Below are 14,514 nucleotides of genomic sequence, written 5' to 3'. Positions count from 1 at the left end.
AAAAGTTATTCAATCACGCGAGGAACAAGATACAAACCATCTTGAGTTGCAGGTGCAACTGCTTGGTATTCATCTCGATGATTGCTTTCCGTTACCACATCAGCACGTAAAGGTTGAGGATTGTCAAAAGGACTTTTCAAAGGTTCTACGCCTTCCGTATCAATGCCTTTTAAGGTTTCCATCATGCCTAAAATTTTATTTAGACTTTGAGCATATTCAGCAGATTGCGTATCATTGAGCGACAATCGAGCAAGATTGGCGATTGCTGAAACTGTTTGTGCATTTAAATCTGCTGAATGCTGTGCATCCGATGTAGACATAACATCACCTAATCAGTATTAAAAATTTTCAAAATATCGTGCGTTATAATAAGCGATTGACTTGTTCAAATCATCACATTTAGTTTAAAGTTGCCACCTTGCATCCACATGAAAGTTTAACTGAGAACGAACCGTGATTCTAAAACGACTAATTGGCTTGTTTTCGCCGGATCTAGCCATTGATTTAGGTACAGCAAATACACTTATTTATGCACCAGGCCGCGGCATTATATTAAATGAACCAACAGTTGTGGCAATTCGTCACAGTGGTTCACAAAAAATTGTTGCTGCTGTAGGTCTAGATGCTAAGCAAATGCTGGGCCGTACGCCTGCGAATATTTCTGCAATTCGTCCAATGAAAGACGGTGTAATTGCGGATTTTGAAGTGACTGAAACCATGTTGAATCAGTTTATTGGTAAAGTTCACGAAAAACGTTTGTTCCCACCTGCACCTCGTGTAGTTGTATGTGTACCATGTAAATCAACTTTGGTCGAGCGTCGTGCGATTCGCGAAGCAGTATTTAATGCTGGTGCCCGTGATGTTCGTCTCATTGAAGAACCTATGGCTGCTGCAATTGGCGCAGGTATGCCAGTTGAACAAGCATGTGGTTCTATGGTTGTGGATGTTGGTGGTGGTACAACTGAAATTGCAATTATTTCATTGCAAGGTTGTGTCTATGCTGACTCTTTACGCATCGGTGGCGATGTTTTTGATGAGCAAATCATCAATTATGTTCGCAAAGCTCATGGTTGCGTGATTGGTGAAACCACAGCAGAAATCATTAAAAAAGAAGTAGGTATGGCTGTTTCTGATGGCACAACATTAGAAATTGAAGTACGCGGACGTAACCTTGCAGAAGGTGTGCCTCGTGCAATTACTGTAACTTCTGACGAAATTACTCAAGCAATCTCTGATCCATTACAAAACATTGTAAGCGCAGTAAAATCAGCACTTGAGCAAACTCCTCCAGAACTTTCTTCTGATATTGCCGAGCGCGGTATTGTGTTGACAGGTGGTGGTGCATTACTTCGTAACCTCGATAAATTATTAGCTCAAGAAACTGGTTTACCAGTGGTGGTTGCTGAAGATCCTCTTACTTGTGTTACCCGTGGTGGCGGCAAAGTATTGGAATTCTTTGACAATCCGAACCATGACATGCTTTTTGTTGGTTAAGTTTAAGGATTAGGCGGTGCAACCGAATATTTTTTCAAGACAGCCGCCATCTTTCCGCTCGTTCGTTATTGCGGTCATTACATGCTTGGTTGTGCTATTTTTTGATTGGCGCATGCCGTATGTAATTCAGCCAGCAAGGGATGTCTTGTACGCTGCATATAACCCAATTTATGCATTGGCTAGTTATCCAGTACTGTCGAGAGAATGGCTGAATCAACAAACAAAATCTGAAGCACAACTGCGTCGTGAAAATACTGCGATGCAGGCTGAGCTTTTACAAGCTCAAGTTCGCTTACAGAAGCTTTCTGAATTGTCAGCTGAAAACACCCGTTTGCGAGGTCTGCTTGATACCCCATTAATTATTGATGGGCGTATGGAGATTGCCGAAGTAATTGGGACAGATGCAGATCCATTGCGCCATATCATCATTGTTAACCGTGGTTCTATGGACCATTTAAAGGTTGGTCAAACGGTTCTGGATGATAAGGGTATTATGGGGCAGATCATTAATGTATATCCTCACAGCTCACGTGTAATGTTGTTATCAGATAAAGAACATTCACTTTCAGTACGTCTTGAGCGCACTGGAATGCGGGCGATTGTTTCTGGTACTGGTGATTTGGGCCGTTTGAAAATGGAATATGTCCCGACGAGTGCGAATATTCAAGTGGGTGATAAAGTGTTTAGCTCAGGTTTGGGTGAACATTTCCCAGCAGGGTACGCAGTGGGTACAGTTGCCAAAATAAGACGTCATAATTCTGGCGAGTTTGCAGAAATTGATGTTACACCAGCCGCACAATTAGCTACAGGGCATCATGTAGTCGTACTTTTCTCTGATTCTTTAGCGAAGGAGCAACCATATGCCGATCGCTAAATTGAAACGAGAAAAACGAAATGATCCATTATGGGGAATTATCCTCTCTGTAATTGTCGGCTCCGTGCTCATGGTTTACCCGCTATCCTACGATATTTCAGGTTGGCGCCCATTATTCATGTTAATGATTATGCTATTTTGGGTAGTATGTCAGCCAACATGGTGTGGGGTCTGGTTTGCATTTGGAATGGGAATTTTTACGGATTTATTGCTTGATGCACCTTTAGGCCTCAATGCTTTAAGTTTTGTAATTGTGACTTTTCTTACCCGTTTTTTAATTCGTGAGCGCCGTATTTTAACCTTTGGTAATTTATGGACAATTGCAACTCTGGTCATTATTGCTCATTTAGCGTTTATGTGGGTAACGCAGACCATGGGTGGAATTCATTTTTCGATTGCTAGACATTGGCAACCATTGATGACAAGTATCATCACTTGGCCAATCGTCTATTATTGTTTGGCAAAATGGCGCATATAGTTTTAGCATCTAGCTCTCCTCGTCGGAAGGAGCTATTGCAGCAACTGGGTTTAGATTTTGAAATCTATAGTCCAGATATTGATGAGTCCGTTCATGAAAATGAGCTGGTTCACCATTATGTTGAACGGTTGGCTAGAGAAAAAGCACAAACTGTATTGAAACTTTTTCCAGACGCAATCGTTATTGCTGCCGATACAAGTCTTGGGCTTGATGGCCAAATTATTGGTAAGCCTCAATCAAAAAATCATGCCTTTGAAATCTGGAAACAATTATCTGGACGTTGGCATGATGTGTTTTCTGGATTATGTATTGCTACGCAACAAAAAATGTTAAGTCAGGTGGTGCAAACTCAAGTTGAGTTTCAGCGTCTGACTACGCAAGATATGGAAGATTATTGGGCTACAGGTGAGCCTGTGGGGAAGGCCGGTGGATATGCAATTCAAGGGATTGCTTCTCAATATATTCCCCAAATTCAAGGAAGTTATAGTAATGTGGTAGGACTTCCTTTATACGAATTTGCACAGTTATTAAAAAGAGTAAAGACATAAGAGGTTGTTATCATTCTTAATTGAATAGCATTGTCGATGAACACTAGGCAAAGTTAACAGCTTCTCTGACTCTTTAATAAAAATTTTATAATGCTTTGAGTTTATGTATGTCAGAAGAATTACTTATTAATGTCACGCCTATGGAGTGTCGGGTGGCATTAATCGAAAATGGAACTGTTAATGAGCTGTATGTCGAACGTACAGTCAAACGTGGTCTAGTCGGCAATATTTACAAGGGTAAAGTCGTGCGGGTGCTTCCAGGCATGCAAGCTGCCTTCGTTGATATTGGTTTGTCTCGAACAGCCTTTTTACATATCAATGATATGGTTTGGCCTCGTTCACAGCCTACCCCAAATGTTTTTGAACTCTTACATCCCGGGCAAACGCTTACTGTCCAGGTAATGAAAGATATGTTGGGAACAAAAGGCGCACGTTTGAGTACTGACCTTTCAATCCCTTCTCGTTATCTGGTTCTCATGCCATATGGAAATCATATTGGTGTATCTCAGCGTATTGAGTCTGAAGAAGAACGAGAGCGACTACGTAATATTATTGAAGGTATTCAATCTGAACATAATTTGCCGGGTAGCGTGATTGTACGCACAGCTGCTGAAGGTGTCGATGAAGCAGAAATTGCACAGGATATGTGCTATCTGAGTAAATTATGGGAATACATTCAACGTAAACAAATTGATGTTGCTGTCCCTTCCTTAATTTTTGAAGAGCTTCCATTACCTCAACGTATTATTCGAGATTTGGCTAGCGACGAAACTGCAAAGATTTATGTCGATTCGAGAGAGATTCACGCCAAGCTTCTTGAGTTTGTTGAAGAATTTGTCCCGAATATGCAGAGTCGACTCATTCATTATCCGGGTGAGCGACCACTATTTGATCTTTATAATGTCGAAGAGGATATTCAAAAAGCCTTACAAACCCGCGTAGCTTTGAAGTCAGGCGGCTATTTGATGATCGATCAGACTGAAGCCATGACCACGATTGACGTTAATACGGGTTCATATGTCGGTGGTCGTAGTCTTGAGGACACCGTTTTTAAAACCAATATGGAAGCGACTCAAGTTATCGCGCGTCAACTTAGACTGCGTAATTTGGGTGGTATTCTCATTATTGATTTTATTGACATGCAAGAGGCAATTCACCGTGAAGAGGTGATGCGACAGTTTGAAAAAATGCTTGAGCGCGATCATGCCAAGACCAAAATTACTCAAGTGTCAGAACTTGGTTTGGTTGAAATGACGCGTAAACGAACACGTGAATCGTTAGAACATTTGCTGTGTGAGTCATGTCCAACCTGTCAAGGACGTGGTTTTGTCAAAACAGCAGAGACAGTGTGTTACGAAATATTTCGTGAGATATTACGATATACCCGTGCATTTGAGTCAACGAGTGGCTTTACTGTTGTTGCCCATCCTTCTGTGATTGACCGATTATTAACAGCAGAAGCGCCAGCAGTGGCTGATTTAGAGCATTTCATCAACCGTGTTATTAAATTTCAGGTCGAAAATTTATATACGCAAGAGCAATACGATATCATTTTAAGTTAAAGTTGTAACAAGATATCGCTTAATCCTTGTTACAACTGAAATTTTACTTTCATTCATGAATTTTAAATACTACTTACATACAGTAGCCGTAGACGTTCTCCCTATTTAACGTCTTAGCAAACAATAAGAGGTATAACCCATGAATGTAAGTGAAAACTTAATTAGCAACGGTCTTAAACATGTTTTAGAAAGCACGCCAGTAAATAGCTGCTATATGTTGAATGACCAAGGTAAAGAAGTACCGATCACAACTGCAATGATTCGTTCAGTATGTCATCAGTTGCTTAACCAGTGCCGCACAATCAAAAAATAAGGGGCCAATTTAAAGCCCCTTAGTTTTCTAACTTGCTGAATGATGTTTCAGCTGCTTTTCTGCAATAATTTCTTCAAACCGTTGAATCTCATCTTCTAAGTGAGTCAAAAGGTTTTGCATTTTTGGCAAGGCATTTCGACAAGCTGTTAATCCAACTTCAAGCTTATCTAAATAACTCGTCATAGTAATATTTAGAGCTTGTCCATCCATGACAATTGAAGCAGGGTAGAGAGCATCTAATTTCGCGCCATTCCAATAGAGCGGCTCACGTGGTCCTGGTACATTGGAAATGACTAAATTGAATGCCTGACGCTTAGGAAGCATTCCTGACATGATGTTTAAACCTGCTGGACCATAAACAACCGCACTATAGTTTAAAATTTCATTCGCAGTCATACGGCTAAAGCGTTGCTTTGAATTTTGCATGCTGCGACGAATAATTTCTAGACGTTCTAACGGTTGGTCTTTATGAGTTCCTAAATTTGCCAGAATCATGGTAATTCGGTTACTCATATCAGAATCATCAGTGCGTAATGAAGCTGGCACCATGGCAATAAGTGGTTTTTTAGGTAAGCTATTTTGACTAATCAAATATTCACGTAAAGCACCAGAACATACTGCGAGTACAACATCATTAATTGTTACGCCTAACACTTTTGAAATCTTTCTAAGACGACTCAGTTCAAATGATTGGGCTGCAAAACGACGTGAAGCACTCACTCTTTGATTCAAAATCGACACTGGCGCCTGAAAAGTAGAAACATAATCAGGATTTTTGCCCATTTCTTTAAATATAGTCTGAGATAGCTCTTGCATGACTTTAGGAGCGATATCGAGTTGAGACTTAATACCGCCTAAAATACTCTTAATTTTACTTGTGCTTGGAGTCGGTACTTTTAGTCGTTTAGTTCTTTTACTCTCAACACACCATAAAGGAACAACATGTTTTTCTTCTGGTGTCTTTGAAAGTGATTTCTCAATTAAACGCATACCTGCAACGCCGTCGACCATTGCATGATGGATTTTAAAATACATGGCAAAGCGATTGCCTTCGATTCCTTCAATAATGTCACAAGTCCAAAGAGGCTTTGCACGATCAATTAATGAACTATGTTGTTGTGAAATATAAACCAGAAGTTCACGAATACGGCCAGGATGAGGCAGAGCAATGTGGCGAAAGTGATGATCGATATCAAACTCTTCATCTTCATCCCAAAATAAGCCATTTAAACGGTTATTGAAGGGTGGGATAGGAATGCTTTTTGAGCGTTTAATATCTTCAACTAAATCATGTACAAAAGTTTCAGGTGCATTTTCAGGAATTTCAAATAAAAATAATCCACCGACATGCATGGGTTGCTGTCTTTTTTCAAGTGACAGAAAAATGAAATCAATTGGGTGTAATGGACGCATAAATCATTGTGCCTCATGCATTTTTCTAAGAAGCCCTTATCTGAGCTCTTATTAGAATTATAGAACCGTAAAATTAAGTATATAGCGTTTAGAGTAGATAAAATATGACTTTGTGTACGGAACATGACATAAAAAAAACCACTGATTTAGCAGTGGTTTTTTGATAACAAATTACTTTTTCATATTACCTGCGTGTAATCCACACTCTTTTTGAGTCGCTTCTTCCCACCACCAGCGCCCTTCACGCTCATGTTGGTTTGGTAATACAGCACGTGTACATGGTTCACAGCCAATAGAAACAAAACCACGTTCGTGAAGAGGGTTATATGGAATCTCCATCATACGGATGTAGCTCCATACTTCAGCACTTGTCCAGTTTGCTAAAGGATTATATTTAATGAGTTGCTTACCTGGACCAGAGAAACCTGCATCAGCTTGTACGACTGGAATTTCTGTACGCGTACCAGGGCTTTGATCTTTACGTTGACCCGTAATCCAACCGTCTAAAGTCGCAAGTTTTTTACGTAAAGGCTGAACTTTACGGATACCACAACATTCCTGATGCCCATCTGTAAAAAAGCTGAATAAACCTTTTTCGTTGACCATACTTTGGACAGCTTCAGATTCAGGGAAACAAATTTCGATATTAATATTGTAGTGTTTACGGACAGTTTCAATAAATTGATAAGTTTCGGCATGTAGGCGACCAGTGTCGAGACTAAAGACACGGAACGGCTTACCCAAACGTGAAGCAATATCAATTAAGACAACATCTTCTGCTCCCGAAAAAGAAATTGCGATTTCACCTTGTTGGCTTAAGGCAAGTTCTAAAATTTCTCGAGGGCTTTTGGTTGCATATTCAGCAGCAAGAGCATCTACGATATCAATAGTCGGAATAACGGTCATGTGTGTTCCTGGCAAAAGGCTTGGGCGCATTGAGTTATGAAAAATATTCTAATCGATAGTGAATAAAGTGCTTAGCACTTTAATTTCGATCCTTATGAATAAAATTGATTTGATCAATAACAACGCAAAACTGAAAATCTTAATGGTATGATACAGCAATTTTTAACCAACGTTGGAAGCATTCATGGAAATCGTATGCCTAGATCTTGAAGGGGTTTTAGTTCCTGAAATCTGGATCAATTTCGCTAAAAAAACAGGGATTAAAGAACTCGAGGCGACAACTCGTGATATTCCGGATTATGATGTTTTAATGACTCAGCGCCTTAATATCTTAAAACAACACGGTTTAGGCTTAAATGACATTCAAGAAGTCATCGCTGAGATGGGGCCATTACCAGGTGCAAAAGAGTTTGTTGAATGGGTGAGCACTCATTTTCAACTCGTGATCTTGTCAGATACTTTCTATGAGTTTGCTCATCCTTTGATGAAGCAATTGGGTTGGCCAACCATTTTCTGTCATAAATTAGAGACAGATGAAGAAGGAATGATTACGGCTTATAAATTACGTCAACCCGATCAAAAACGCGAATCGGTTAAAGCACTGCATGGCTTAAATTTCCGAGTAATCGCAGCTGGCGACTCGTATAACGATACAACCATGTTGGGTGAAGCGGACCATGGTTTCTTATTTGATGCACCTGCAAATGTGATTGCTGAGTTCCCGCAGTTTCCAGCTATCCATGGCTATGATGCATTAAAAGAAGCAATCCGTTCAGTTTCAAAGCGTAGCATTCCAGCATAAGAGATAAATAATAAAAAAGGCGCTTTAAGCGCCTTTTTTATATGAATGAGTTTTGAACTTAGAATTTATAACCAAGTTTTAAACCATAAGCGATTGCGTTGTTATCATCAAATGAACCAGCAGCTGAATGAGCACCTGTAACAGCATCTGCATCACCTAACCAGAAATATTTTACGCCACCTGCAATAAATGTTTGTGGAGTAGGACTGTATTGAACACCTAAGCCTACGTTCCAGTAACCTTCAGTTGGTCCTAAAGTTGTTACTGGGTTACCTGCGCCAGAGTCCCAACCTACAGAAACGTTACCTGCCCATTTGTCGGTAAGTTTACGGCCTACACCAGCAGTGACAGACCACTGGTCTTCTGAGTAATCTACTAAATTAAAACCATTAGGTTTACCTAATTGAGGTAATAATTGACCAGCTGCTTTTGAAACAATTCCAAATTTATATGGTTGAACTGAAAAGTCTTTCCAGTTTACCCAGCGTACATTGGCGAATGCGACTGTATTTGCCATAATACCTGTTTGGAAATCGAGATTTACAGACTGTGGTGTTGTGATCGTAGTTTTGCCATCAGTTTGAAGTGATGCAAGTTGTTTGCCAATAGCGGCTTGAGTTGCAGGATCAGTAATTCCTAAAGCACCAAATAGAAGTGCTGGGTTGGCAGCAACTAAGTTTACAATAGGAATGTTCTCTTTGATATTTACATCATGATCAATTTCAGAACGATAAGTTAAAGAAGCTTTAAGAGCAATTTCTGGAATCTGATAAGCAACACCTGCTAACCATCCAGCTCCACCAGTTTCTTTAATGTCCGCATCATAGCCATTATATAAGCTATAAGCTGAACCTCTTAAATGAACATTTCCTTTAATAGTTTGGTATACACCACCACCATAAATATTCCAATTTACTGTTGGTTGATAACCAAAAACTAATGCAAGATTCTGAGTATCAACTTCTACAGATGTGCCGCCAGTAATAGTATTACCTAAGCCAGCTTGACCTAATGTTGGACTTAAAGGTGAAGGTAGTAAACGGTCATTTGGATTTGCTACAAAATTATTTTTACCACTATATTCTGAGTCAGATCCGAATGGTTGATCGTAAAGTAAACCAAAAGAGAATTTATCAGTGAGTTGTAGTTTTAATGCTGCGCTAGGGAAATAGTAGTCATTTGCCATATCTCCTGTTGCATTTCCAGAAGTATCTTTACCTGATACATCAGGATCTAAAGCGGAAATACCAGCTTCAAAGTAGTTACCAGGCTGCAAAAATGCAGACATTGATTGTCCAGAGCGATCCAATGCTGCTGCAAAAACCCCAGTTGCAGGCAGCGTTGCTAAAATCATTGCAGTGCTCAGATGTTTTAATTTCATTTTAATCTTTCCTTGAACTTCAAGACATTTTTTTAAAAGTAACAGAGTTAAACCGTTTAAACTGTGTTGCCTTCAAAGCTTCTAATTACAACTTATAAAAGCTTTGATAACTCCATGTAACAAAAATAGCATAATTACAATAAGAGTAAATCTGTTATATGAACTGAGGAGTACTCACTTTTTATACAAATTGTGCCAATAATGGATGAAATATGAAGGAATATTTTTATTGTTAAATTATTTTAATTAATTGATATTTATATTTTTTATATATTAGTAAAGGCATTTATTTTAGTGACCTTTTTGTCACAAATCCAAGAAAAATGGTCAAAGATTTTTTTGTAAAAATATGAATTAATCGATTATGAAATGAGTAATAGTTGTCATTTTTAGTTGATAAGTCTAGTTTCTCTACATCTGTATATTATTGATTAACTTTTATATTCTTAATTTTATAAAAAAGTTTAGCTTAATTTTTTTACCATTTGATCTATTTTTTAAACGAATTTAGATTTCTATTTGAAAGTTATGAGCAAGAAAATAACCGAAAATAATAAGCTAAATTCGGTTATTTAATTTTTAGAGCTCAAACATAGTATTAGAGTGGATATAATTTTTCATCAAATTGCTCAAGCTTAGGAAATTTTAGTGGTTCAAGCTGGTCCAAGTGCGAGAGATAAATCTCATAGTCTTCAAGAACGCTTTCTCGTGCTTCTTGACTAATGTAGGGTACATGGTAGGCAATGAATGGCGGTAAAACTTCAAAACCGGCATATGCCAAAGTACCACGTTGAATCGGTGATAAATAATTTTCAATTGGGCCGTGAATTGAGTTCTCTCCAAACATGTGTGTTCTACCACCGAGTGTTAAGCATAACATCGCTTTTTTTCCAGACATTCCCCCATGGTTATAAAACCGCTTACCCCCATAAAAAAGTCCAGAGACGAAAACACGATCAATCCAGCCCTTTAAAATTGCTGGAACAGATGTCCAATAAAGGGGGAAATTTAAAATAACTAAATCAGCTTTTTTTACTTTTTCAATTTCTGCTTGAATATCAGGAGCTAGAAGTTGATTTTTGCTGGCATTTCTTTGCTCTAATGCGTAGTTAAAATAATCAGGTTGGTTAAGCTCCAAAAAATCCTGTTTGGATGCAACGGGGTTAAATTGCATTGCATATAAATCTGAAACCTCTACTGTGTGCCCTAATTTTTCTAAGGTTTGCTTGGCTGTACTTTTTAGAGCAGTGGTAAAAGACTGTGGTTCTGGATGAGCATGGATAATCAGAATGTTCATAAGGCGACCTGTGTTCTTTTCAGAAATTGTGCTGTCTCGTGCAATTCAGCAGATTTTGTTTTGAATAACTATGCATCAATTTAAAAGCATGGCATAGTTCATGAACTGACAGTTTTTACCATTTCACGCCATTTTATTTTGCTCATTGGGTTGCTTATGAATCCAGAATTACCCGGAACTTATATTAACTTATTAGTCGAGACTGTTAAGCGATGGGGTGTCTCTGGTGAGCAACTTTTAGATGGAAGTGGAATAGCTTTAGACCAATTAAAAAAGCCTTATTGGTATGTTGAGTTCAACATCTTAAATCAGCTTATTGAACGGGCCATTGAGTTATGCAAAGAGCCAGCACTAGCAGGGTATTTAGCTTTAAGCATGACGGCTTCATGTTATGGTTCAGTCGGAATGGCCGCCATAGTTTCTCCAAATTTAGGAGAAGCACTGAAAATACTTGAACAATTCATTGGTTCACGTTGTAAGGTTTTTAAACCGGAATTAAAACAAGAAAATAATAATGCATGTTGGTCAATTCATCAGCCAGTTGATGCATTTCAGTTGAGTTCAAATGCCAACATTTTTTTGTTAGTTGGTTTTGTTCAAATTGCAAAAAAATTAACAGGACTTTCTCATTTAGGAAAAGTTGAATTACAAATACCAGAACTGATAGGTTTTGCCGAAATAAGTCATCAACTGGCGGTCACTTGTTTATTTAATCAAAAGGGTAATCGCTGGATATTTCCAAAAGAGTATTTAGCACAACCTGTATTAACGGCGGACTCAATGCTAGCGCCGTTGTTAAATGCACAATGTAAGCGGGATATAGAGAAATTAAAGTTAAAAAGTGGCTGGAAAGGGCAAGTCAAAGAAGTTGCTGAAAAATTGCTTTTGAATGGGGAGATTAAGGCATTGAAAGTTGGGCAAGTTGCTCAAATCATGAATATGTCAGAGCGAACCCTGCAACGCTATTTAGCTCTTGATCACACTAGTTTTACCTTTTTGGTGGACTCACTGAAAAAAGAGCATGCTCAGAAACTTTTAGCTCAAAATAACATGTCGATTGAAAAAGTGGCTTTAATGCTGGGTTATGCCGAGACTTCTCACTTTACCCGTGCATTTAAGCGCTGGATGGGTGTTACGCCTAAATATTTCCAAACCAAACATAAGATGGATGTTTTAAGTTAAAAGGCCATAAATTTATGGCCTTTTATTTATCATATGAATTAATTAAGTAGATTGTGCTGGCTTAGATGATAGTGATTCAATTACTTCAAAATAGCTAGGTGGTGCCGGAACATGACCGCGGTCTCTTAATAGTCGATGCATGCGCGGCAATTTGAAGTAGGGCACCGAAGCCATTAGGTGGTGTTCCATATGGTAATTGACATGAATAGGGGCTACAAAGCTTCTAGCAATCCAACCTGCACGTGTTGTACGGGTATTAGTTAAAGCGGTATTGCTCGTTTGCATCCCTGCGTGTTCGGCCATTGAGCGAATTCTTAAAAATAATGGAAATGGTGTTAAATACGCTAAAGGCCATAACCAATAAAAACGTTGCTGCCCAAACGCCTTTAAAACACCATAAAGAGCAACATTTGTTGCAATGGCGCCGCTACTATTTTTGATAAGACTTTCGGCATAGTCAACGAAATCTTTATTGCTTCGATCTAACCAAACCTGATCATTTGCAACGGTCCATTTCATTAAATCGAGATCCATTAACACTCGACCAAAGCTAAACTTTAATCCTGTCATACCCGTTAAGTCGCGTAAGAATTTACGAGCAAGAGATTTTTTACTTACTGGAAAACCAGAAACTAAAGAAAGGTCTGGGTCATCTGGAGTAGACGTTTTTGCATGATGACGAACATGATGTACGCGATATTTTTGTAGATCATTCCAGATGGGACGGGCGCATAGCCATTCACCTACAAAGTCATTTATTTTTTTATTTTTGAACAAGCTTTTATGCGATGCATCATGCATCAAAATCGCTAGGCATAACTGGCGACCCGCCAATATTGCTAAGGCAAGCATACAAGCAAGTAATTTGCCCCAGCTAGGTAAGTAATCCCACATCATGATTAAACTAGCAAATGTTCCGCCAATAACAGCCCATGTACTTGCAACAGCCCAAGCACCATATGCATCTGAGGGTTGTGTGAGTTCCTGTATTTCTTCTCTGCTAAAGAGATCGGTCACACTGACTTGTGCATTCATTTTTATTCTCCCAAATCAGATTTTGGTATCCATATTTTATATTACCAATATAATCATAAAATTTTAAAAAGTGTAATATTTATTTGTAAAAAAATAAATCGCTCTTTAATGGGCTAATTCATTTTCATAAAGTTTCTGCCAAAGTTTTTGTCCAATCGAATCGAGCTGCTGAACATTTTGAGCAAACTGATTGCGGGCATGTTCGTTAACAAATGGAGGGGGCAGCAGCGGATCATTCATGAGTAAGGTAATCGTTTCACGTCCTAATAATAAAGCTTGAGTGGCGGCCTCGTTTAAGGATAAATTTTTATAATTCAAAAGCCATTCTTGGATATCTTGACTATACATCTCATAATTTTCTTCAAGCTGCTTGGTATCCCATAAAGAAGGAATTAACGAAACTGTTTTTGAGTCAAATTTTTGAATAATAGAAATTTTGGCTTCATTTTCAAGGCCCGCTAAAGTGAGTTCTTCACATGTTTTTTCAAAACTATAGGCTAAATTGTCTGGGCGTATATAAATACCAGTTTCGAGCTCTCTAAAGCCAAATTGATGTAAAGCGTGTTCTCTCTTTTTTAAAGCAGTCCGATCTATACGCCCTAATGTCCCCGTAAATACTGCCAGATAATGCTGTTGCCATTCTTTGGTCTGTTTAATGCCATTTTTACGATTCAAAATGACTTTTGCCCAGTCTTTGGTTGATGGCGAAAGTTGATAAATACCGCGCTCGACGCTTTCTATCATGCCTTCATTTAATAGCCGAGTCGTAGCAACACGAATACCGTTGTCACTCATATTAAAAAGTTTAGCGGCGATCAATATTTGTTTAATGGTGAGCTGAGGATAAGCGGAGGAAAGAAATAAATCGATAATAAGATGACGTGCATTAATTTTGGTATTTTTCATTCAGATAGAATTTTTGATATGAGTTGCATGTAATAAAAATAATATCATGTTTTTGTAATGTCTTTTTAAGATCATTTTTAGAGTCAATAAGCGTAAAAATCTTAGCTATAGAATGAGAAATTTTGTAGTTCTTAAGCAAGTTCATCTTTTTACGATAGTTAACCTAAGATTGTCATGATGATGTGATACATTATTCCCCTTTAAATAAACCGCCTTTTGCTAAGGGCAATAACCACAAATGCTAGAAATGATCTGATATTGGGCATGAACTAGGCCAAAATTATGGTTTATACATGATATAAAACAAATTTTTAGACTTTTCT

At 38.4% G+C, this 14,514-nt stretch carries 15 protein-coding genes; 8 read left to right on the top strand and 7 right to left on the bottom strand.

Annotated elements, in window-relative coordinates; all coding sequences use genetic code 11:
• Window positions 1-5: 5 nt before the first annotated feature.
• A complete protein-coding gene (gene gatC / locus ACS604_RS13080) occupies window positions 6-320 on the bottom strand; it encodes an Asp-tRNA(Asn)/Glu-tRNA(Gln) amidotransferase subunit GatC (RefSeq protein WP_000107699.1) in 315 nt (104 codons plus the stop codon).
• Between the two features lie 133 nt (window positions 321-453).
• Between gatC and ACS604_RS13075 the strand changes: the two genes are divergently transcribed.
• The 6 genes from ACS604_RS13075 to ACS604_RS13050 all read left to right on the top strand — a co-directional run bounded on the left by ACS604_RS13075 (window position 454) and on the right by ACS604_RS13050 (window position 5,269).
• On the top strand, window positions 454-1,494 hold the full coding sequence (locus ACS604_RS13075; protein WP_004789315.1) for a rod shape-determining protein: 1,041 nt from the start codon (window positions 454-456) through the stop codon (window positions 1,492-1,494).
• Window positions 1,495-1,510: 16 nt separating this feature from the next.
• Window positions 1,511-2,368: a rod shape-determining protein MreC gene (gene mreC, locus ACS604_RS13070; RefSeq protein ID WP_252061251.1), complete on the top strand. Its 858-nt coding sequence runs from the start codon at window positions 1,511-1,513 to the stop codon at window positions 2,366-2,368.
• Window positions 2,355-2,846, top strand: coding sequence for a rod shape-determining protein MreD (gene mreD, locus ACS604_RS13065; protein ID WP_004789317.1), 492 nt, complete (start codon window positions 2,355-2,357; stop codon window positions 2,844-2,846). The genes mreC and mreD overlap by 14 nt, the downstream gene beginning before the upstream one ends.
• Window positions 2,834-3,394: a Maf-like protein gene (locus ACS604_RS13060; protein WP_474771928.1), complete on the top strand. Its 561-nt coding sequence runs from the start codon at window positions 2,834-2,836 to the stop codon at window positions 3,392-3,394. The genes mreD and ACS604_RS13060 overlap by 13 nt, the downstream gene beginning before the upstream one ends.
• Before the next feature lie 107 nt (window positions 3,395-3,501).
• On the top strand, window positions 3,502-4,956 hold the full coding sequence (rng, locus tag ACS604_RS13055; RefSeq protein ID WP_004789319.1) for a ribonuclease G: 1,455 nt from the start codon (window positions 3,502-3,504) through the stop codon (window positions 4,954-4,956).
• Window positions 4,957-5,095: 139 nt separating this feature from the next.
• Window positions 5,096-5,269 (top strand): PA1571 family protein, encoded by a 174-nt coding sequence (locus tag ACS604_RS13050; RefSeq protein ID WP_002116397.1) that lies wholly within the window; start codon window positions 5,096-5,098, stop codon window positions 5,267-5,269.
• Between the two features lie 27 nt (window positions 5,270-5,296).
• On the opposite strand, the gene ACS604_RS13045 is transcribed toward ACS604_RS13050, so the two are convergent.
• Both ACS604_RS13045 and ACS604_RS13040 read right to left on the bottom strand, forming a co-directional pair.
• Window positions 5,297-6,682: a WS/DGAT/MGAT family O-acyltransferase gene (locus ACS604_RS13045; RefSeq protein WP_005309889.1), complete on the bottom strand. Its 1,386-nt coding sequence runs from the start codon at window positions 6,680-6,682 to the stop codon at window positions 5,297-5,299.
• A gap of 171 nt (window positions 6,683-6,853) precedes the next feature.
• A complete protein-coding gene (locus ACS604_RS13040) occupies window positions 6,854-7,588 on the bottom strand; it encodes a phosphoadenylyl-sulfate reductase (protein ID WP_312824341.1) in 735 nt (244 codons plus the stop codon).
• Between the two features lie 184 nt (window positions 7,589-7,772).
• Between ACS604_RS13040 and thrH the strand changes: the two genes are divergently transcribed.
• Entirely contained in the window at window positions 7,773-8,390 is a 618-nt protein-coding gene (gene thrH / locus ACS604_RS13035; RefSeq protein WP_003655338.1) for a bifunctional phosphoserine phosphatase/homoserine phosphotransferase ThrH, read from the top strand.
• A 58-nt stretch (window positions 8,391-8,448) separates the two neighbouring features.
• On the opposite strand, the gene ACS604_RS13030 is transcribed toward thrH, so the two are convergent.
• Window positions 8,449-9,771 (bottom strand): OmpP1/FadL family transporter, encoded by a 1,323-nt coding sequence (locus tag ACS604_RS13030; RefSeq protein ID WP_312824338.1) that lies wholly within the window; start codon window positions 9,769-9,771, stop codon window positions 8,449-8,451.
• A 598-nt stretch (window positions 9,772-10,369) separates the two neighbouring features.
• Window positions 10,370-11,068 (bottom strand): NAD(P)H-dependent oxidoreductase, encoded by a 699-nt coding sequence (locus tag ACS604_RS13025; RefSeq protein WP_474771927.1) that lies wholly within the window; start codon window positions 11,066-11,068, stop codon window positions 10,370-10,372.
• Between the two features lie 156 nt (window positions 11,069-11,224).
• Between ACS604_RS13025 and ACS604_RS13020 the strand changes: the two genes are divergently transcribed.
• Window positions 11,225-12,250 (top strand): AraC family transcriptional regulator, encoded by a 1,026-nt coding sequence (locus tag ACS604_RS13020; RefSeq protein ID WP_474771926.1) that lies wholly within the window; start codon window positions 11,225-11,227, stop codon window positions 12,248-12,250.
• Window positions 12,251-12,292: 42 nt separating this feature from the next.
• Here the strand turns inward: ACS604_RS13020 and ACS604_RS13015 are convergent, their stop codons facing one another.
• Both ACS604_RS13015 and ACS604_RS13010 read right to left on the bottom strand, forming a co-directional pair.
• Complete coding sequence (locus ACS604_RS13015; RefSeq protein ID WP_474771925.1) at window positions 12,293-13,285, bottom strand: fatty acid desaturase family protein; 993 nt, start codon at window positions 13,283-13,285, stop codon at window positions 12,293-12,295.
• 105 nt (window positions 13,286-13,390) lie between these two features.
• On the bottom strand, window positions 13,391-14,191 hold the full coding sequence (locus ACS604_RS13010) for a PaaX family transcriptional regulator C-terminal domain-containing protein (RefSeq protein WP_474771924.1): 801 nt from the start codon (window positions 14,189-14,191) through the stop codon (window positions 13,391-13,393).
• Between the last annotated feature and the right edge of the window lie 323 nt (window positions 14,192-14,514).

This window comes from Acinetobacter sp. Li1LvA2 (assembly GCF_056156705.1).
Note: the sequence above shows the minus strand (reverse complement) of the source record. Positions and strands in the feature narration are given on the sequence as shown.